Consider the following 19,309-nt stretch of genomic DNA (forward strand, 5'->3'; position numbering starts at 1 on the left):
CCACCGCAACGGTCCCTGGAGGACGCCGTGAGACTCCGCTCCGCCCGCGTGGCGACATTCGCCGCCGCGCTCGCCACCACCCTGGTGGCGGCCACCGTGCTGGCCGCGCCGCCCGCCTCCGCCGCCACCGCCGCCTTCGTCCGCACCTCCAGCTGGGGCAGCGGGTACGAGGCGAAGTTCACCGTCACCAACGACAGCTCGGCCACCATCTCCTCGTGGAACGTCCAGTTCGACCTGCCCGCCGGCAGCACCGTCGGCTCCTACTGGGACGCGCTGCTGAGCACCTCCGGGCAGCACGTCACCGCGGTGAACCAGTCCTGGAACGGCACCCTCGCCCCGGGCGCCAGCACCACCTTCGGGTTCATCGTCAGCGGCAACGGCGACCCGACCAACTGCACGGTCAACGGCGGCTCGTGCACCGGCGGGGGCGGCGGCACGCCGGGAGCCCCGGCCACCCCCGGTGGCCTGCGGGTCACCGGCGCCACCAACACCTCGATCTCGCTGGCCTGGAACGCCGTCTCCGGCACGGTCAGCGGCTACCGGGTGTACGAGGGCACCAGCGTGAAGGCCACCGTCACCGGCACCTCGGCCACCGTCTCCGGCCTGGCCGCCTGCACCGGGCACAGCTACACGGTCACCGCGTACAACGCCAGCGGCGAGTCGGCGAAGTCGGCGCCGGTGTCGGGCACCACCACCGGCTGCACCGGCGGCGGCGGCGCGATGGCCGCCGCGCCCTACCTCTACCCGGGCTGGGGTGACCCGCCGGCGCCGTCGACCGTGATGGGCGCGACCGGGGTCAAGTGGTTCACCATCGCGTTCGTGCTCTCCGGTGGCGGCTGCACCCCGGCGTGGGACGGCACCGGCTCGCTCACCGGCAGCACCTGGGCCAACACCATCGCCGCGATCCGGGCGGCCGGTGGCGACGTGATCCCCTCGTTCGGCGGGTGGAGCGGCAACAAGCTCGGCCCGAACTGCTCCTCGGCGAGCGCCCTGGCCGGCGCCTACCAGCAGGTCATCAACGCGTACGGGCTGAAGGCGATCGACATCGACATCGAGAACACCGACGAGTTCGAGAACGAGGTGGTGCAGGACCGGATCCTCGGCGCCCTGAAGATCGTCAAGCAGAACAACCCCGGCATCCGGACCATCGTCACCATCGGCACCACGACCAGCGGCCCCTCCTGGTGGGGCACCCGCCTGATCAACCAGGCCGCCGCGCTCCAGGCCAACATCGACGTCTTCACCATCATGCCGTTCGACTTCGGCGGCGGGACGAACATGTACCAGAGCACGGTGAACGCCGCCGAGGGGCTGAAGAACGCGCTCAAGACCGCGTTCGGCTGGTCCGACGCCACCGCGTACGCCCACATGGGCATCTCCGGCATGAACGGCCTCTCCGACCAGCAGGAGCTGACCTCGCCGGCCACCTGGACCCAGATCCGGGACTGGGCCAAGGCCCGCGGGCTCGCCCGGTTCACCTTCTGGTCGGTCAACCGGGACCGGCCCTGCCCGGGCGGCGGCGTGGTCTCCAACTGCTCCGGCATCGCCCAGAACACCTGGGAGTTCACCTCGATCACCGCGCAGTTCTGAGCGGGCGGTCAGCGGCCGGCGGTCATCGACCGCCGGCCGCGCCGCCGGCGTACCTTCTTCACCGTCCAGCTCACGATCATCGCGGCGAAGACCGCGAAGATGGCGTAGTTGAACCAGTGGCTGTACCGGTCGACCTCCTGCCAGCGGGCGCCGAGGGCGAAGCCGAGCCCGACGAGCAACGCGTTCCACAACCCGCTGCCGATCGTGGTGAGCAGCACGAACCGGCCGAGCGGCATGCGTTCCGCGCCGGCCGGGACGGACACCAGGCTGCGGACCACCGGCACCATCCGGCCGACCAGCACCGCCCAGCTGCCGTACCGCTCGAACCAGCGGTCGGCCTTCGCCAGGTCCTCCCGGTCCACCAGCGGGATGCGGTCCAGCCAGCGCTTCAGCCGTTCCTCGCCGAGCGCGGCGCCGAGCCAGTAGAGCACCAGCGCGCCGAGCAGCGAGCCGGCCGTCGCGGCGACCACGATCAGCACCACGGAGAACCGGCCCTCGGCGGCCAGGTAGCCCGCCATGGCCAGCACGATCTCGCTCGGGATCGGCGGGATGACGCTCTCCAGGGCGACCAGCAGCGCCACGCCCACCGCGCCCAGCGAGTCGATGACCCCGGCCACCCATCCGGTCAGCCCGGTGAACTGGTTCGGGTCGACGTTCTGGGCGAGAGCCATGGGCGTCCTTCCGTGCGCTGCCGGGGGATCGGGAGGACGTACCCCGGGCGCGGCCGGTCACACCTGCCGGTGACCGGCCCCACGCACCGTCACGGGTGCAGCGCCTCGTCCGCCGGACCCTGCCGCCAGCCGGTGAACCGGACCACCAGCCCGCCCCGGCTCGGCGAGCAGCAGTACGGCCCGGCCGACGCCTCGGCCGCCGGGTCCAGCGGGGCGACCCGGACCAGCCGCCACGGCTCGTCGGCCACCCGGGCCCGTACGGTCAGCGCGTCCCCGGCCCGGCTGACCCGTACGCTGACCTCCCGCCCGGACCACTCCGGCACCGGGGCGACCGACCAGTCCGACAGCTCGTCGGTCACCACCGCGCCGACCTGCGGCTGGCCGTCGCTGACCTCCACGCCCGCCTTCGTCCAGCGCCGCTCGTCCACCCGTACCAGCACGCCCGCCTGGTCGAACTGCGCGGCGTAGTCGAGCTGGAAGCTCACCTCCACCGCGCTGTCCGCCGGGAACGGGGCCAGCAGCGCCGACCCGTCGTCGTGCACGAAGCCGTAGCTGGTCCGCCGCCAGAAGTCGCTGCCGCCGCGTGGCTCGACCAGGAGGTCGGCGCCGGCGGAGTCGGCCCGCTCCGGCGGGTTGAGCCAGCTGCCGGCGGACCAGTCGGGGGCTACGGTGTCGGCGCTCATCCCGGCACCGTACCGGGCCGGACGGTTCGGCGCGGGTTTGCCGTAGTCGGGATCCGGAGAAGTAAACCGGACATGGGTGAACGGTGGTATCAGGAGGCGGTCGTCTACTGCCTCGACGTCGACACGTACGCGGACTCCAACGGGGACGGAGTGGGTGACTTCCGCGGCCTGATCGGCCGGCTGGACTACCTGGCCCGGCTGGGCGTGACCTGCCTCTGGCTGCACCCCATCCATCCGTCGCCCAACAAGGACGACGGCTACGACGTCACCGACTTCTACAACGTGAGCCCCAGGCTGGGCACCCTCGGTGACTTCGCCGAGCTGCTGCACCAGGCGAACAACAAGGGCATCCACGTGATCATGGACCTGGTGGTCAACCACACCTCGGACGAGCACCCGTGGTTCCAGTCCGCCCGCTCCTCGCCCGACTCCCCGTACCGGGACTGGTACGTGTGGAGCGACGAGGCGCCGCCGGACCGCCACCAGGGCATGGTCTTCCCCGGCGAGCAGAAGGAGACGTGGAGCTACGACCGGACCGCCAAGGCCTGGTACTACCACCGCTTCTACGACTTCCAGCCGGACCTCAACGCGGCCAACCCGGAGGTCCGCGCCGAGATCAAGAAGATCATGTCGTTCTGGCTCCAGCTCGGCGTCTCCGGCTTCCGGATGGACGCGGTGCCGTTCATCATCGAGCTGACCGAGGCGGGCAACCCCGCCTCGCCCAAGGACCTGGAGTTCCTCACCGAGCTGCGCCAGCACGTGCAGTGGCGGCGCGGCGACGCGGTCCTGCTGGCCGAGGCGAACGTCGAGCCCGACCAGCTCCCGGTCTACTTCGGCGACAGCGGCGGCTCGGCCAACCGGATCCACATGCTCTTCGACTTCATGATGAACGGGCGGCTGATGCTGGCGTTGGCCCGGCAGGACCCGGAGCCGGTGATCGAGGCGCTGCGCGACACCCCGGCCCTGCCCGAGGGGGCGCAGTGGGCCACCTTCCTGCGCAACCACGACGAGATCGACCTGTCGCGGCTCACCGCCGAGCAGCGCAACCAGGTGTACGAGCAGTTCGGCCCGGACGAGGACATGCGCCTCTACGGCCGGGGCATCCGCCGCCGGCTCGCCCCGATGCTCGGCAACGACCGGCGACGCATCGAGATGGCGTACGCGCTCCAGTTCTCGCTGCGCGGCACGCCGGTGCTGCGCTACGGCGAAGAGATCGGCATGGGGGAGGACCTGTCGCTGCCCGGCCGGGAGGCGATCCGTACCCCGATGCAGTGGTCGTACAAGGAGAACGCGGGCTTCTCCAGCGCGGAGCCGGAGAAGCTGGTCCGCCCGGTGGTCGACAAGGGTGAGTACGGCTACCAGCAGGTCAACGTGACCGCCCAGCGCAAGGACCCGCGCTCGCTGCTGGGCTGGTTCGAGCGGATGATCCGTACCCTCCGGGAGGCCCCGGAGATCGGCTCCGGCAGCACCACCCACATCGACGTGCCGATGCCGCCGGGGGTGCTCGCGCACCGGGCCGACGGCCCGACCGGGACGATGGTCTTCCTGCACAACCTCGGCACCGAGGACGTCGAGGTCGACCTGAGCATCCTCGCCCCCGAGGCGGACCTGCCCATCGACGTGCTCACCGACCGCAACTACGAGGAGGTCGGCAAGCTGGACCGGCTCAAGCTCGCCGGGTACGGCTACCGGTGGATCCGCATCTGCCGGGGCAAGGACTGCTGACGACGGGGCCGGCGTTAAGCTCCTTCGATCGAGCCCAAGTTACCGGGAGGTAATCATGTCGGAGGAGCCCCGCGTCGCCATCGTGACCGGAGCCGCGCGCGGCATCGGCGCGGCCACCGCCCGCCGGCTGGCCGCCGACGGCATGGCCGTCGCCGTGGTCGACATCGAGGAATCGGCGACCAAGGAGACCGTGGACGCCATCGCCGCCGCCGGCGGCCGGGCGCTCGGGGTCGGTGCCGACGTCTCCGACCGGGCCCAGGTGGAGGCCGCCGTCGAGCGGGTCGCCGCCGAGCTGGGCGCGCCGACCGTGCTGGTCAACAACGCCGGCGTGCTCCGGGACAACCTCCTGTTCAAGATGACCGACGCCGACTGGGACACGGTCATGGGGGTGCACCTGCGCGGCGCGTTCCTGTTCAGCCAGGCCGCGCAGAAGCACATGGTCGAGCGGAAGTGGGGCCGGATCGTCAACCTCTCCAGCACCTCCGCGCTGGGCAACCGCGGCCAGGCGAACTACTCCGCCGCCAAGGCCGGCCTGCAGGGCTTCACCAAGACCCTGGCCATCGAGCTGGGCCCGTTCGGGGTGACCGTCAACGCGGTCGCGCCGGGCTTCATCGTCACCGACATGACCGCCGCCACCGCGGCCCGGATGAAGGTCGACTTCGAGGCGCTCCAGCAGCACGCCGCCGCCGAGATCCCGGTCCGCCGTACCGGCCGGCCGGAGGACGTCGCACACACCATCTCGTTCCTGGTCAGCGAGGGCGCGTCCTTCGTCTCCGGCCAGGTCATCTACGTCGCCGGCGGCCCCAAGGACTGACCCCCTCGCGCCGCCCCCGCTCACCGCGCCCCGAATGGCCACTCTTTCACCGAAAGAGTGGCCATTCGGCGTCCCATGACCACTCTTTCCGCGAATTAGGGCCCTCGGGCACGGGCACGGGGACGGGCGCGGGCGCGGGCGCGGGGACGGGCGCGGGCGGGGTGGGGGTGGGGGTGGGTGGGTCAGGCGGGGGCGTGGCGGGTGCGCCAGAGCCAGAACAGGCCGAGCACCGGGAGCACCAGCGGGACGTACCCGTAGCCGCTGCCGAACTGCGACCAGACCGTCTCGTCCGGGAAGAGTTCCTGGTCGGCCAGGCTGAGGATGCCGACCCCGACCACCCCGACCAGCTCCACCGAGCAGCAGGCCAGCGCGACCCGGCGGCCGGCGTGCCCGGCCCGGGCCAGCCCGACCGCCGCCACGATGTAGATCAGCGCGGCCACGGCGGAGAGCAGGTACGCCACCGGCGCCTCGTCGAACTTGGTGGCGATCTGCAGGCCCGCCCGCGAGGTCGCGGCGATGGCGAAGAGGATGTAGACCGCGATCAGCAGCCGGCCCGGTCCCTTGTTGGTGGCGCGCTCGGGCGCCCTGGTCTCAGCCACCGACGACCTCCCAGGTCTGCTGCAACCGGACCACCACCACCGGGGTCACCAGGCAGACGGCGCAGACGATCGCCGAGCCCCAGCGGGTCGGCTCCATCCGGGCCAGCACCCAGGCCAGCGGCGGCAGGCAGACCAGCGTGACCAGGTAGCCGAAGAAGGCCCCCGGCTCGCCCGGCCGCTCGCCGCCGCCGATGGCGACCAGCGCCACCACGGCGAGCGCGAGCAGCGCCAGTTCCAGTACGGCCAGGCCGGCGTACTGCAGCCGGTCCGGCGCGCGGTGGCGCAGTGCCGCCACCAGTGCCCAGACCGCGATTACGAGCGACAGCACGATCGAGGCCGTCGCGAGGATCCCGTCCACCGGCGAGCCGGCCGCCGCGGCGCTGGTCATCGACGCCATCCCGGCGCAGTCCCGTTCACCGCCACAGCCTACTAAGCGTCGTAGTAGCCACCGCCGCCCGGCTCTCCCGACGCGTCGGGGCGCACGCGCCGGGCCGGACGACTAGCGTGGATCACGGCCACCGGCGTACGCCGTGGCGGACGACGACGGCAGGGGGACTCGTGCTGCGGTTCGGCTTGTTCGGCACCGGTCACTGGGCGGCGGAGACGCACGCCGCGGCCATCGACGCCCACCCCCAGGCCACGCTGGCCGGGGTCTGGGGGCGGGATCCCGAGAAGGCCGGCGCGCTGGCCGCGCGGCACGGCGTACCGGTCTTCGACGACATGGACGCGCTGCTCGGCGCGTGCGACGCGGTCGCCGTGGCGCTGCCGCCGGACGTGCAGGCCGACATCGCCGTCCGGGCCGCCGCCGCCGGGCGGCACCTGCTGCTGGACAAGCCGCTGGCGTTGAGCCTCGCCGAGGCTGACCGGGTGGTCACCGCCGCGCAGGCCTCCGGGGTGGCCTCGGTGGTCTTCTTCACCCAGCGGTTCCACCCGAACGTCACCGGCTTCCTCGCCTCGACCGCGGCGGCCGGCGGCTGGCAGCACGCCCGGGCGACCATGTTCGCCTCCATCTACCAGCCGGGAAGCCCGTACGGGAAGTCGCAGTGGCGGCTCCAGCACGGCGCCCTGTGGGACATCGGCCCGCACGCGCTGTCGCTGATCCTGCCGGTGCTCGGCCGGGTCACCCGGGTCGTCGCGATGGACGGCCCGAGCGGCCTGGTCCACCTGCTGCTCAGCCACGACGGCGGGGCCACCAGCACCCTCTCGCTCACCCTGGACGCGCCGCCCGAGGCGGTAACCCGGGACGTCGTCTTCTTCGGGGAGAACGGCACCGAGACCGTCCCGCCCGGCGACGGCAGCGTGCTCCAGGCGTTCGGCACGGCGATCGACCAGCTGCTGGAGGAGGTCGAGGCGGGCACCCGGGACCACCGCTGCGACGTCCGGTTCGGCCGCGAGGTGGTGGCGGTGCTCGACGCCGCCGAGACCGCGCGCGCCCAGGGCCGCACCGTCGACCTCTGAGCCCGGCCGGGATGCCCGAGCAGTTGGCCGCGGCAGGCGGCCCACTCGCCGGCCCCGCCGGGCGGGCCAGCCCCGCCGGGCGGGCCGGGCGGGTCGAGGGAAATCCGTCGCGGGCCGGCCAGCCCGCGGCTAGCCTGGCCGGCATGTGCACGCACGCCCTGATCGACGCGGCCGTCACGCCGGCCGCGCGCGGGCTCCTCCTGGTCGCCCGTCCGCGAGTCCGGCGTCCGGCCCTGGCCGGCCGGGACGCCCAGCGCGCCTGACCTGACCGCTCGCACCGCCGGCCCCGCCCCGGGCCGGCCGCCGCCCGCTGCCCGGTGCACCGCCGCCTCGACCTGGGTTCGAGGCCCGCGTCCCCGCCGACTTCCAGGGTCGTCCGAGTCCCGATCCGCTCGGACAGACGCGCCAGCTCGCTGCACTCCACATCGCGGAGCTGGCGGTATCGGGCACGTCCGGATGGCGCCATCTCGCCGAACCGGAGTCGATCACCACGCGCCTGTCCGTACCGTCGCCGTCCGGCGACAGACAGGACGAACCCGTGGCGCCCCGCCGACCCACCGCACGCGACCGGTCCCGTCGCGTACTGTCCCAGAACTTTCTCGCCGACCCGGCCGCCGTCGCGCGGATGGTCCGGGCGGCCCGACCCGGCCCGGACGACCTGCTGCTGGAGGTGGGCGCCGGCCGAGGCCGACTGACCCGGCCGCTCGCCGCGCGCTGCGGCCGGCTGATCGCGTACGAGGTCGACCCGGCCGTCCTCCCCGAGCTGGCCGCGACCTGCGCGGACCTGCCGCGGGTCCGGATCCGGCCGGAGGACTTCCTCGCCGCCGCCCCGCCGGGCGAGCCGTTCGCGGTGGTCGGCAACATCCCGTGGTCGCTGACCGCCGCCGTGGTCCGCTGGTGCCTCGCCGCGCCCGGCCTGCGCTCGGCGACCCTGCTCACCCAGCTGGAGTACGCCCGCAAGCGGGCCGGCGACCACGGCCGGTGGAGCCGGCTCACCGTGCTCACCTGGCCGGAGCACCACTGGCGGCTGGTCGGCCGGGTGTCCCGGGCCGCCTTCCGGCCGGTGCCGGCCGTGGACGGCGGCATCCTGCGGCTCGACCGCCGGCCGGTGCCGCTGCTGTCCCCGGCGGCGCTGCCCGCGTACCGGAGGATGGTGGAGCTGGGCTTCGGCGGGGTCGGCGGTTCGCTCGCGGCCTCGCTGCGGACCGCCCACCCGGCCCGCCGGGTGGCGGGCGCGCTCCGGGCCGCGCGGCTGGACCCGGACACGCCGGTCGGCCTGGTCTGGCCGGAGCAGTGGCTGGTGCTGTTCCGGCTGCTGCACGCGGTGGACCCCGCGCCGCCGGTGGGTCCCCGGTCGGCGTGAACGTGGGGTACGGTCCGGCCGGGCTCAGGCGAGGGTGTTCAGCGCCTCGCCCAGCTCGGCCGGGCTGTCGAACTCCTCCACCGGCAGCGCCTTCAGCATCTGCAGCATCTCGGTGCTGCCGCCGTTCTCCTGACACCAGCGGACCAGGTCCTCACGGGAGACCGGGTAGTCGAGCCCGGCGAAGAACTCCTGCCACTGCACCCCGGTGACGGTCATGCCGCCGCCTACCCGCTTCCGGCCGCCCCATGCGCGCCCCGCCGCCCGCGTCCCGCCCCCGGGCGTGGGCCGGACCCGGCCGGCCCGGCGGTTTGCCCAGGCGGGTCCCGGGTAGCCGCTGGCATGCTGGTTCAGCGGCTCGGCGCGCCGAGCGACTTCGACCCGTTGCTGGAACGCGTCCGGGACGCCCGCATCGTGATGATCGGCGAGGCGACGCACGGCAGCTACGACTACTACCGGCTGCGCGAGCAACTGACCCGGCGGCTCATCGCCGAGCAGGGTTTCGACTTCGTCGCGGTGGAGGGGGACTGGCCGGACTGCGACCGGGTGCACCGCTCGGTGGTGGGCGCCCCGGACGGGCTGCCCGACCCGATGACCGCGCTGGAGCGCTTCGAACGCTGGCCCACCTGGATGTGGGCCAACGCGGAGGTGGCCCGCTTCTGCCGCTGGTTGCGGGCCTGGAACCTGGAACGCCCCGAGGGGGAGCGGGCCGGCTTCCACGGGCTGGACGTCTACAGCCTGTGGGAGTCCATGCAGGCCATCTTCGACTACCTGGGCGAGGAGGACCCGGCCTCGCTGGAGGCGGCGCAGGAGGCGTACCGCTGCTTCGAGCCGTACGGCAAGCGGGTCGAGGATTACGCCACGGCCAGCCGCTTCGTCTCCGCCCGCTGCGAGGAGGAGGTGGTCCGGCTGTTGGCGCGTACCCGGGAACGGGCCGCCGCGGACGGCCCGGACCGCTTCTCGGCCTGGCAGAACGCGGAGGTGGTGGCCGGCGCGGAGCGCTACTACCGGGCGATGGTCGGCGGCGGTCCGGAGTCGTGGAACGTCCGGGACACGCACATGGCGGACACCCTCGACCGGCTGCTCGACCGGTACGGGCCGGAATCCCGAGGAATCGTCTGGGCGCACAACACCCACGTCGGCGATGCCCGGGCCACCGACATGGCGGCGGACGGGATGGTCAACATCGGCCAGCTCGGCCGGGAACGGCACGGCCGGGACGCGGTGGCGCTGGTCGGCTTCGGCAGCTACCGGGGCACGGTGATCGCGGCGCCGCGCTGGGGCTCCCCGGCCGAGGCGATGGTGGTGCCGCCGGCCCGGGAGGGCTCGGTGGAGCGGCGGCTGCACGAGCTGATGCCGGACCGGGCGGTGCTGGTCTTCGGCGGCCCGGACCAGCCGGAGTGGGTGACCGGCGAAGCCGACCACCGGGCCATCGGGGTGGTCTACGACCCCAGCTTCGAGTCCTGGGGCAACTACGTGCCGACCCGGCTGTGCGAGCGGTACGACGCGTTCATCTGGTGCGACGAGGCGACGGCGCTGCACCCGCTGCCGGCGCCGACCATCCCGGGCGAGATGGAGACCTACCCGGCCGGTGTCTGAGTGCGCGAGGGGCCCCGGCCGATCGGCCGGGGCCCCGGAGGAACGCGCTCAGACGGAGGCGGTCTCCTTCTCGGCGAGGTGGGTGCGCAGCCCCTCGCCCTCGACGTCCACGTTGGGCAGGACCTTGTTCAGCCAGCGCGGGATCCACCAGGCGGCGTTGTTCAGCAGCGACATCACCGCCGGGACGATGGTCATCCGGACCACGAACGCGTCGATGGCGACGCCGATCGCGAGCGCGAAGCCCATCGACTTGATGATCGGGTCCTCCAGGAAGACGAACCCGCCGAACACCGAGATCATGATCAGCGCGGCGGCGGTGACCACCCGGGCGCCGTGGCCCATCCCGTTGAGGGTGGCCTGCCGGGCGGTGTCGCCGTGCACGAAGTCCTCGCGCATCCGGGACACCAGGAAGACCTCGTAGTCCATGGCCAGGCCGAACAGGATGCCGATGAGCAGGATCGGCAGGAAGCTGACCAGCGGGCCGGGAGTGTCCAGCCCGACCAGGTCGGCCAGGTGGCCCTGCTGGAACACCGCCACGGTGATGCCGAAGGTGGCCGCCACGGTGAGCAGGAAGCCGAGCGCCGCCTTGACCGGCACCAGGATCGAGCGGAACACCAGCATCAGCAGCAGCACCGACAGGCCGACCACCAGCAGCAGGTAGACCGGGAGCGCGGCGGAGAGCTTCTCCGACACGTCGATGCCGATCGCGGTGACGCCGGTCAGCAGCACGTCGGCCTGCTGGATCCCGGTCACCTGCCGGCGGATGTCGTGCACCAGGGTCTCGGTGGCCGCGTCGGTCGGGCCGGTCTTCGGGATGACCCCGATCAGCGCGGTGCGGCCGGTCGGGTCGAGCTGCGGCGGGGCCACCGCCAGCACCCCGTCGGTCTTCTGGATCAGCGCGGTGACCTGCGGTACGGCGGTCTGGGTGGCCTGCGGGGAGTCGGCGCTGACGACCACCGCGAGGCGGCCGGTGAACCCGGGGCCGAAGCCCTCCCGGATCAGGTCGTTGCTGGCCCGGGCCGGGGTGCCCGCGGCGGCGGTGGAGGCGTCCGGCAGCGCCAGGCGCATGTCCTGGGCGGGGATCGCGAGCAGGCCGAGGCCGAGCAGGCCGACCAGGATGACCGGGATGCGCAGCTTCGTCACCCAGCGGGCCCAGCGGAACCCGAAGCCCGACCGGTCCTCCGAGCCGGTGGCGGCGGACTCGACCGCGTCGTGTCCGCGCAGCTTGCGCGGCAGCACCCTGCGCCCGGCGAAGCCGAGCAGCGCCGGGGCCAGGCTGATCGCGACCAGCACCGCCACGGAGACCGTGCCGGCGGCGGCCAGACCCATCACGGTGAGGAACGGGATGCCCACCACGGCCAGGCCGGCGAGCGCGATGACCACGGTGGCGCCGGCGAAGACGACGGCGGAGCCGGCGGTGCCGACGGCCCGGCCGACCGCCTCCTCGGGGGAGAGCCCGTCGAGCAGGTTCTGCCGGTGCCGGGAGGTGATGAAGAGCGAGTAGTCGATGCCGACCGCGAGGCCGAGCATCAGGGCCAGGATCGGCGCGGTGCTGGTCAGCTCGACCGCGCCGCTGAGCGCGAACAGGCCGGCCATGCCGACACCGACGCCGATCAGCGCGTTCAGCATGGTCATCCCGGCCGCGACCAGAGAGCCGAAGGTGACCACCAGGACGATCGCGGCGACCAGCACGCCGAGGCCCTCGGTGGAGCCGACCTCGGGCTCGGCGTTGAGCACCTCGCCGCCGGGGGCGATCTGCCACCCCTGCGCCTCGGCCTGCGCGCCGACCTTCTCGTACGCGTCGCGCTGGGCGTCGGTCACGTCGTCCGCGCGGCCGGAGAACTGCACCTGGATCAGCGCGTACCGGCCGTCCGGGGTGAGCGCCTTGACCTGGTACGGGTCGACCGCGCCGACCACGCCGGGCAGGGTGGCCGCCTCCTGGGTGACCTGCTTGACCACCGCCTGCCCCTGCGGGGTGAGCAGCTCGCCGGCCTGGGGCGCCTTCACCGCGATGGTGCCGGTGGCCCCGCTGGCCGCCGGGAAGCGGTCGGCGAGCAGGTCGATCGCGCGCTGGGACTCGGTGCCCGGCATGGTGAAGTTGCTCGCCGTCGGGCCCTTCAGGGTGACCGCGGCGAGGCCGAGACCGACGAGTACGACGAGCCAGACGACGGCGACGAGGCGCCGACGCCGCAACGATGCCCGGCCGAGCCGGTACAGCAGGGTCGCCATGAGCGCTTCCTTTGTCCTCGGTTGCGGAACTGGGTCAGGTGGTGGGTTCGAGCGCGCGGCGGGCCACGGCCAGCAGCGCGGGCCGCAGCTCCTCGTCGGGGACGTCGAGGAACTCGCCGCAGGTCTCGGCGATCCCGGCGAGGACCACCAGCGCGGCGATCCGGGCGGCCGGGCGGTCGGAGTGGCCGGCGAAGGCCGCGATGAGCCGTTCGGAGATCTGTTGGATGTGCGCGAACGCCGGCTGCTGGAGCAGGTCGGGGAACTCGCCGCGGAGCAGGGCGATCTCCCGCCGGAAGCGCACGGCCAGGTCGACGAAGCCCTCGGCCGCGATCCGCTGGGCGTCGGCGCCGGTGTGCCCGGCGAGCCGCGCGTCGAGCGCCTCCAGCATGGCGATGGCGGGCGCCATCAGCTCGCAGAGCAGGGCTTCCTTGTTGGCGAAGTGGTAGAGCACGGTGGCCTTGGAGCAGCCCACGGCGCGGGCGATGTCCTGCAACGAGGTGCCCTTGTACCCGGTGACGGCGAAGCGTCGCCCCGCCGCCGCGAGGATCTCGTCGTGGGTCTCCGGTGTCGCCCGTGCCATGTCCTCCAGGATGCCTGACCGATCGGTCAGCACCTGACCGATCGGTCAGACGAATTGCGTGGCCTTCGCCACAGCGCCGCTCAGCCGACCGGCGCGCCGTGCTCCTGGTCGTACGCCGCCCGGGCCGCGCTGATCGCGGTGCGGTGCCGCTCCGCCCACTCGGTGAGCGCGACGAGGGACTCGTAGAGCTCCAGCGCCATCGGGGTGGCGGTGTACTCCACCTTCGGCGGGACGGTCGGGTACACGTGCCGGTGCAGCAGGCCGTCCCGCTCCAGGTTGCGCAGGGTCAGCGTGAGCATCCGCCGGCTGATCCCCTCGACCTGGCGCTCCAGTTCGGTGAAGCGGATCGGGCCCTGGGACGCGGCGATCAGGATGCCGATGCTCCACTTGCCGCCGACCCGGTCCAGCGCCTCCCGCACCGTGCAGGCCCGCGCCTGGTGGGCCGTCACGGTCACACAGCTGTTCCCCTGGGACACCAAAGTGCCTCCTTCCGCTCCGCCTGATGGTCACAGACGATGGCCTCGGTAACAAATCGTGCACCAAGGAGGCGCTCCGATGACGGGGACACACCGTTGGCCCGCGCTGCTCGTGCTCTGCGCCGGCAGCCTGATGATCATTCTGGACGGCAGCATCGTCGCGGTCGCGCTGCCGGCGATCCAGGCCGACCTGGGCTTCCCGGCCGCCGGGCTGGCCTGGGTGGTGAACGCCTACCTGGTCGCCTTCGGTGGACTGCTGCTGCTGGCCGGGCGGCTCGGCGACCTGCTCGGCCGGCGGCAGGTCTTCCTGGTCGGGGTCGCCCTGTTCACCCTCGCCTCGCTGCTCTGCGCGGTGGCCACCGGGCCGGCGTTCCTGGTCGCCGCCCGCTTCGCGCAGGGCGTCGGCGGCGCGCTCAGCACCGCGGTCAGCCTCGGCATGATCGTGCGGCTCTTCCCCGAGCCGGCCGAGCGGGCCCGGGCCATCGCGGTGTTCAGCTTCACCGGGGCGGCCGGCGCGTCGCTCGGCCTGCTGGTCGGGGGAGTCCTCACCGACCTGGCCGGCTGGCGGGCGATCTTCCTGATCAACCTGCCGATCGGCGCGCTGATCCTGGCCGCCGGCGTACGGCTGATCGCGCCCGACCGCGGCGTCGGCCTGCGGGCCGGGCTGGACCTGGCCGGGGCGGTGCTGGCGACGGCCGGGCTGATGGCCGCCGTGCTGGCCATCGTCGGCGCCGGGGAGCACGGCTGGACCTCGGCCCGCACGGTCGGCGCGGCAGGGCTCGCCGTCGCCCTGCTCGCCGGGTTCGCGGTCCGGCAGCGGACCATCGCCACCCCGCTGCTGCCACCCCGGGTGCTGCGGGCGCCCGGCCTGGTCGCCGCCAACGCCGTGCAGTTCCTCATGGTGGCCGCGTACTTCGGCTTCCAGTTCCTGCTCGCCCTGCACCTGCAACTCGTCCTCGGCCTGGACCCGGCCGCCACCGGCTTCGCCTTCCTGCCCACCCCGCTGGCGATCGCGGCGGTGTCGCTGGGCCTGGCCGGCCGGCTGATGGGCCGCCTGGGCGCCCGCCGGGTGCTGGTCGGCGGGCTGGCGCTCGCCGTGGTCGGCTTCCTGCTGCTGGCCCGCCTCCCGGTGGACGCCGGCTACGCCCGCGACGTGCTCCCGGCGCTGCTGGTCTTCGGCGTCGCCGGCGGGCTGACCCTGCCGGCGGTCACCACGCTCGCCATGGCCGGCGCGGAGCCGGCCGACGCCGGGCTGGCCTCCGGACTGGCCAACACCACCCAGCAGGTCGGAGGGGCGCTCGGCCTGGCCGTGCTGGCCACCCTTGCCGCCAGCCGCACTGACGCGCTGCGCGCCGTCGGGACCGACCCGGTCGCCGCCCTCGCCGCCGGCTACCGGTCCGCCTTCGCGGTGGCCGCCGCCCTGGTCGCCGCCGCCCTCCTGCTCGCACTGCTCACTGCCCGCCGCCCCGCCCCAACCCCGGTCCCGGCCACCGGGGTGCGCGAGACCTCCCCGGCCCGCTGACCCGTCGCGCCGCCGGACGCGGTCGAGCAGCGGCGCCAACCGCCGTGGTGGGGTCAGGCACGGGGATCGGGCAGCACGCGGGCCAGGAGGTCGAGAGCCGCCGGGTAGGCGTGCGCGGGTGGGCGGGCGTACCCGATCACCAGGCCGGGCGGCTGCTCGGCCGGTTCGTGGTGGTGCGCGGCGAGTCCGGTCAGGGCCAGCCCCTGCGCGGCGGCCGCCGCCAGCACCGCCGCCTCGGCCGGCCCATCCGGTGGCAGGTGGACGGTGGCGTGCAGGCCGGCCGAGACGCCGTCCAGGGTGGACCGGCCGCCTACCCGGGCCAGCAGCAGGTCCCGCCGCTGCCGGTAGCGCCGCCGGACGGTGCGGACCTGCCGGTCGTAGCCGTGCGTGGCGATCAGGTCGGCGAGGGCGAGCTGGCCGACGGTCTCCGTGTGCAGATCGAGGTGGCGTTTGACGTCCACCACCGGATCCACCAGCCGGGCCGGGAGCACCAGCCAGGCCAGGCGCAGCGCCGGCCCCAGCGTCTTCGCCGCGGTGCCCACGTACGCGACCTGCTCGGGGGCCGTGCCCTGGACCGCGCCGACGGGCTGCCGGTCGTACCGGAACTCGCCGTCGTAGTCGTCCTCGACGACCAGGCCGCCGCCGGCCCGGGCCCAGTCGGTCAGCGCGTGCCGGCGGGACGGGTGCAGGGTCACCCCGGTCGGGTACTGGTGCGCCGGGGTGACCACGGCGGCGCCCACCCCGGCCAGGTGGCCGGTGCCGAGCAGGTCGGTGCGGGCGCCCCGCTCGTCCACCGGCAACGGCAGCACCGTGCCGCCGTGCCGGTGGACCACGTCGCGGTGGAAGGCCAGCCCCGGGTCCTCCATCGCCACGGCGGGCGTGCCGGACTCCCGCAGCACGGTGGTGAGCAGCACCAGCGCCTGGACGTACCCGGTGGTGACCACGATCCGCGCCGGGTCGGCGAGCACGCCGCGGGCCCGGCCCAGGTAGCCGGCGAGGGCGGCCCGCAGCTCCGGCCGGCCGCGCGGGTCGCCGTAGCCGTACGCCTCGGCGGGAGCGACGCTCAACGCCCGGCGGGTGGCCCGCAGCCAGGCGGTGACCGGGAAGAGCCCCACGTCGGGGCTGCCCGGCCGCAGGTCGTACCGGAAGGGGGCGGGCCCGGGCGGCGGCGGGGCCGACGCCGGTGCGGCCCGGCGCAGCGGGCTGACCGCCGTCCCCGCGCCGATCCGGGCCACCAGCCAGCCCTCGGCGACCAGTTGGTCGTAGGCGGCGCTGACCGTGCCCCGGGACAGGCCCAGCTCGGCGGCGAGGGCGCGGGTGGCCGGCAGCCGGGTCGACGGGGGCAGCCGGCCGTCCCGGATCGCGTCCCGCAGGGCCCGCTCCAGCCCGGCCCGCCGGCCGCCGCTCGCGTCCAGCTCCAGGTGCAGGTCGACGCCGAAATCGGCCCAGTCCATCGGCACGGAATTGGAGCTTAGGGCCGACCGCCGACCCGGCGACAATCGCCGCATGACCGAGCTGAGCCGGCGGGCCGACGCGCTGCGCGCGCTGCACCGCCCCGGAGATCCGCTGATCCTGCCCAACGCCTGGGACCCCGGGTCGGCGCGGGCCGTCGTCGCGGCGGGCTTCCCGGCCGTCGCCACCAGCAGCGGGGCGGTCGCCGAGGCGCTCGGCCACGCCGACGGCGAGGCCACCCCGGTGGACGAGATGTTCGGGGCGGTCGCCCGGATCGCCGCCGCCGTCACCGTCCCGGTCACCGCCGACCTGGAGCGGGGGTACGGGCTGCGCCCCGCCGAGCTGGTCGAGCGGCTGCTCGCGGCCGGCGCGGTGGGCTGCAACATCGAGGACTCCGACCCGCGTACCGGCGAGCTGTACGACGCCGAGGAGCAGGCCGACCTGCTCGCCGGGATCCGGGCGGCGGCCCGCGCGGCCGGCGTGGACCTGGTGCTCAACGCCCGGGTCGACGTGCACCTGCGGGCGTACGGCCCGGCGGAGGGGCGGCTCGCCGAAGCGGTCCGGCGGGCCCGCCGCTACCGGGCGGCCGGGGCGGACTGCGTCTACCCGATCGTGCTGGCCGACCCGGCGCAGATCCGCGGCTTCGTCGCCGAGCTGGACGCGCCGGTGAACGTGCTGGCCCGGCCCGGTACGCCCACCCCGGCCGAGCTGGCCGCCCTCGGCGTGGCCCGGATCAGCTACGGCTCCGGCGTGTACGCGGCCGCCCGCGCCCGTACTGTCGAGATGCTCGCCGGGATCCGGGCGGGCGACGAGGTGTTCCCGACCGGAGAGGAGGCACGGTGACCTACCCACCGCCGCGCTACTCGGGGGACCGGGGTGCGGCCACGGCCACCTACCGGCCGGCCAACCACCCCCCCGGAGCTGGTCTATCCCACCGGCGGTACGGCGCACTACCTGGCCACCGGTGCGTCGACCAGCGGGCAGTTCGGGCTCTACCGCTGGGAGATGGGACCGCAGCCGAGCGGCCCGGAGCCGCACTTCCACCGGTCCATCTCGGAGTCCTTCTTCATCCTTGCCGGGACGGTGCGCATCTATGACGGCCGGCAGTGGATCGACACGGTGCCCGGCGACTTCGTGCACGTCCCGGAGGGTGGCGTCCACGCGTTTCGCAACGAGTCCGGCGAATCGGCCTCGATGCTGTTGCACTTCGCCCCCGGCGCGCCCCGGGAGGGTTACTTCGAGGGTCTGCTGGACCTGGCCGGGAAGAGCGAGGAGGAGCGGACCGAGTTCTTCCTGCGACACGACACGTTCTGGGTCTGACTGTCGCGGCCGCCGGCCGATCCCTCGTGGTCGCCGTGTCGGGGTTGCCGCCGGGCGCGGCAGCCGGGAAGGTGAGCGGATGGGTGCCGCTGACGAGACCCGGGACGGGGTGTCGCTGACCAACCTGGACCAGCCGCTCTTCGACGGGGCCGGAGCGACCAAGCGCGACCTGGTCGACTACCTCGACGCCGTCCACGGGCGGATCCTGCCCGAGCTGCGCGACCGGCCGCTCTCGGTCATCCGGGTGCGGCCCGGCCAGGATCCGTTCATGCAGAAGAACCTGCCGAAGTACACCCCCGACTGGGTGCGTCGTACCTCGGTCTGGGCGGAGGCGTCGCACCGGCGCATCTCGTACGCCCTCTGCGACGACCGGCGCACCCTGCTCTGGTTCGCCAATCAGCGGGCGGTGGAGTACCACCCGACGCTGAGCCACGCGGGGGACCCCGAGCACCCCACCCACCTGGTGCTCGACCTGGACCCGCCGGCGGGCGACTCGTTCGGGATGGCGGTGCGGGTCGCGCTGCTGGTCCGCCAGGCGCTCGCCGACGCTGGGCTGGCCGGGGCGGTGAAGACCAGCGGGGCCAAGGGACTGCACGTGATCGTGCCGGTGAAGCCCGGGACCACCGCCGAGGAGGCGGCCGCCGCGACCCGGGCCCTCGCCGCCCACGCGGAACGGCTCGACCCGGCGCTGGCCACCACCGCCTTCATCGTCGAGGACCGGGGCGGCCGGGTGTTCGTGGACTCCACCCGGGCGTATGGGGCGACGGTGGTGGCCGCCTGGAGCCCGCGGGTGCGCCCCGGCACGCCGGTGTCATTTCCGGTGGGCTGGGACGATCTGGAGTCGGTGACCCCGGCCGAGTTCACCGTGCAGACGGTGCCGGCGCTGGTCGCCGACGGGGACCCGTGGGCGGCGGCGCTGCCGGCGCCGCAGCGGCTCCCCGAGGAGTTGGTGGCCGAGGGACGGACCATCCCGGTGGCCCGAGTGCAGGCCATGCACGAGGGCAAACGCCGGGCGAAGGCCCGCCGCGAGGCCGGCTGACCGCCCCGACATGCGGAGAAGCCCGGACCGATCGGCCCGGGCTTCTCCGTGTCTGTCCCCAGACAGGACTCGGACCTGGCGCGCTTTCCTGTGGCGACCATGATCCGGTAGGTAGTCTCCGCTCATGATCGCGCCCCCCTCACCTCGCGTTCATGGCGACTCGGCGCCGCAGCGGCTGTCGTCGTCGTTCTC

19 protein-coding genes are annotated in these 19,309 nt (G+C 74.1%); 10 read left to right on the plus strand and 9 right to left on the minus strand.

Annotation, left to right across the window (positions count from 1 at the left end):
• Positions 1 to 27 precede the first annotated feature (27 nt).
• Positions 28 to 1,590, plus strand: a complete 1,563-nt coding sequence (locus tag ACGFI9_RS23225; protein WP_393180844.1) for a cellulose binding domain-containing protein — start codon at positions 28 to 30, stop codon at positions 1,588 to 1,590.
• An 8-nt stretch (positions 1,591 to 1,598) separates the two neighbouring features.
• Here ACGFI9_RS23225 and ACGFI9_RS23230 read toward each other — a convergent pair whose 3' ends face one another.
• A complete protein-coding gene (locus ACGFI9_RS23230) occupies positions 1,599 to 2,261 on the minus strand; it encodes a DedA family protein (RefSeq protein ID WP_393180846.1) in 663 nt (220 codons plus the stop codon).
• 89 nt (positions 2,262 to 2,350) lie between these two features.
• Positions 2,351 to 2,944 carry a DUF1349 domain-containing protein gene (locus ACGFI9_RS23235; RefSeq protein ID WP_393180847.1) on the minus strand — a complete coding sequence of 198 codons (594 nt, stop codon included), beginning with the start codon at positions 2,942 to 2,944 and terminating at the stop codon, positions 2,351 to 2,353.
• A gap of 72 nt (positions 2,945 to 3,016) precedes the next feature.
• Here ACGFI9_RS23235 and ACGFI9_RS23240 point away from each other — a divergent pair, with 72 nt between their 5' ends.
• Both ACGFI9_RS23240 and fabG read left to right on the plus strand, forming a co-directional pair.
• Positions 3,017 to 4,669 carry an alpha-amylase family protein gene (locus ACGFI9_RS23240; protein WP_393180849.1) on the plus strand — a complete coding sequence of 551 codons (1,653 nt, stop codon included), beginning with the start codon at positions 3,017 to 3,019 and terminating at the stop codon, positions 4,667 to 4,669.
• A 55-nt stretch (positions 4,670 to 4,724) separates the two neighbouring features.
• The gene (gene fabG, locus ACGFI9_RS23245; protein ID WP_393180851.1) at positions 4,725 to 5,483 is read left to right on the plus strand and encodes a 3-oxoacyl-ACP reductase FabG; all 759 of its coding nucleotides are present in this window, start codon (positions 4,725 to 4,727) and stop codon (positions 5,481 to 5,483) included.
• Between the two features lie 182 nt (positions 5,484 to 5,665).
• Here fabG and ACGFI9_RS23250 read toward each other — a convergent pair whose 3' ends face one another.
• Together ACGFI9_RS23250 and ACGFI9_RS23255 are read right to left on the minus strand one after the other, a co-directional pair.
• Positions 5,666 to 6,082, minus strand: coding sequence for a hypothetical protein (locus ACGFI9_RS23250; RefSeq protein ID WP_393180853.1), 417 nt, complete (start codon positions 6,080 to 6,082; stop codon positions 5,666 to 5,668).
• Positions 6,075 to 6,479 (minus strand): hypothetical protein, encoded by a 405-nt coding sequence (locus tag ACGFI9_RS23255; RefSeq protein WP_393180855.1) that lies wholly within the window; start codon positions 6,477 to 6,479, stop codon positions 6,075 to 6,077. The genes ACGFI9_RS23250 and ACGFI9_RS23255 overlap by 8 nt, the downstream gene beginning before the upstream one ends.
• 161 nt (positions 6,480 to 6,640) lie before the next feature.
• Between ACGFI9_RS23255 and ACGFI9_RS23260 the strand changes: the two genes are divergently transcribed.
• On the plus strand, positions 6,641 to 7,540 hold the full coding sequence (locus tag ACGFI9_RS23260; RefSeq protein ID WP_393180857.1) for a Gfo/Idh/MocA family protein: 900 nt from the start codon (positions 6,641 to 6,643) through the stop codon (positions 7,538 to 7,540).
• Positions 7,541 to 8,078: 538 nt separating this feature from the next.
• Positions 8,079 to 8,903 carry an ErmE/ErmH/ErmO/ErmR family 23S rRNA (adenine(2058)-N(6))-methyltransferase gene (gene erm, locus ACGFI9_RS23265; protein WP_393180859.1) on the plus strand — a complete coding sequence of 275 codons (825 nt, stop codon included), beginning with the start codon at positions 8,079 to 8,081 and terminating at the stop codon, positions 8,901 to 8,903.
• 24 nt (positions 8,904 to 8,927) lie between these two features.
• Here the strand turns inward: erm and ACGFI9_RS23270 are convergent, their stop codons facing one another.
• Positions 8,928 to 9,119, minus strand: a complete 192-nt coding sequence (locus ACGFI9_RS23270; RefSeq protein WP_393180861.1) for a DUF2795 domain-containing protein — start codon at positions 9,117 to 9,119, stop codon at positions 8,928 to 8,930.
• Between the two features lie 123 nt (positions 9,120 to 9,242).
• Between ACGFI9_RS23270 and ACGFI9_RS23275 the strand changes: the two genes are divergently transcribed.
• Entirely contained in the window at positions 9,243 to 10,499 is a 1,257-nt protein-coding gene (locus ACGFI9_RS23275) for an erythromycin esterase family protein (protein WP_393180863.1), read from the plus strand.
• Between the two features lie 48 nt (positions 10,500 to 10,547).
• On the opposite strand, the gene ACGFI9_RS23280 is transcribed toward ACGFI9_RS23275, so the two are convergent.
• The 3 genes from ACGFI9_RS23280 to ACGFI9_RS23290 all read right to left on the minus strand — a co-directional run bounded on the left by ACGFI9_RS23280 (position 10,548) and on the right by ACGFI9_RS23290 (position 13,784).
• Positions 10,548 to 12,728, minus strand: coding sequence for an MMPL family transporter (locus ACGFI9_RS23280; protein ID WP_393180865.1), 2,181 nt, complete (start codon positions 12,726 to 12,728; stop codon positions 10,548 to 10,550).
• Between the two features lie 34 nt (positions 12,729 to 12,762).
• Positions 12,763 to 13,308 (minus strand): TetR/AcrR family transcriptional regulator, encoded by a 546-nt coding sequence (locus ACGFI9_RS23285; protein WP_393180867.1) that lies wholly within the window; start codon positions 13,306 to 13,308, stop codon positions 12,763 to 12,765.
• Between the two features lie 80 nt (positions 13,309 to 13,388).
• Positions 13,389 to 13,784 carry a winged helix-turn-helix transcriptional regulator gene (locus ACGFI9_RS23290; RefSeq protein WP_393180869.1) on the minus strand — a complete coding sequence of 132 codons (396 nt, stop codon included), beginning with the start codon at positions 13,782 to 13,784 and terminating at the stop codon, positions 13,389 to 13,391.
• 79 nt (positions 13,785 to 13,863) lie between these two features.
• On the opposite strand from ACGFI9_RS23290, the gene ACGFI9_RS23295 reads away from it, so the two are divergent.
• Complete coding sequence (locus ACGFI9_RS23295) at positions 13,864 to 15,306, plus strand: MFS transporter (protein WP_393180870.1); 1,443 nt, start codon at positions 13,864 to 13,866, stop codon at positions 15,304 to 15,306.
• Positions 15,307 to 15,359: 53 nt separating this feature from the next.
• Here ACGFI9_RS23295 and ACGFI9_RS23300 read toward each other — a convergent pair whose 3' ends face one another.
• A complete protein-coding gene (locus ACGFI9_RS23300) occupies positions 15,360 to 16,760 on the minus strand; it encodes a PLP-dependent aminotransferase family protein (protein WP_393181243.1) in 1,401 nt (466 codons plus the stop codon).
• 52 nt (positions 16,761 to 16,812) lie between these two features.
• Between ACGFI9_RS23300 and ACGFI9_RS23305 the strand changes: the two genes are divergently transcribed.
• From ACGFI9_RS23305 to ligD, 3 genes are all read left to right on the plus strand, one after another.
• Positions 16,813 to 17,601: an isocitrate lyase/phosphoenolpyruvate mutase family protein gene (locus ACGFI9_RS23305; RefSeq protein ID WP_393180872.1), complete on the plus strand. Its 789-nt coding sequence runs from the start codon at positions 16,813 to 16,815 to the stop codon at positions 17,599 to 17,601.
• Between the two features lie 33 nt (positions 17,602 to 17,634).
• A complete protein-coding gene (locus tag ACGFI9_RS23310) occupies positions 17,635 to 18,078 on the plus strand; it encodes a cupin domain-containing protein (RefSeq protein WP_393180874.1) in 444 nt (147 codons plus the stop codon).
• Positions 18,079 to 18,157: 79 nt separating this feature from the next.
• Positions 18,158 to 19,117 carry a non-homologous end-joining DNA ligase gene (ligD, locus tag ACGFI9_RS23315; protein ID WP_393180875.1) on the plus strand — a complete coding sequence of 320 codons (960 nt, stop codon included), beginning with the start codon at positions 18,158 to 18,160 and terminating at the stop codon, positions 19,115 to 19,117.
• Positions 19,118 to 19,309: the final 192 nt, after the last annotated feature.

The sequence above is a fragment of the Micromonospora sp. NPDC048930 genome (assembly GCF_043197935.1).
In the GTDB taxonomy this organism is placed as follows: domain Bacteria; phylum Actinomycetota; class Actinomycetes; order Mycobacteriales; family Micromonosporaceae; genus Micromonospora.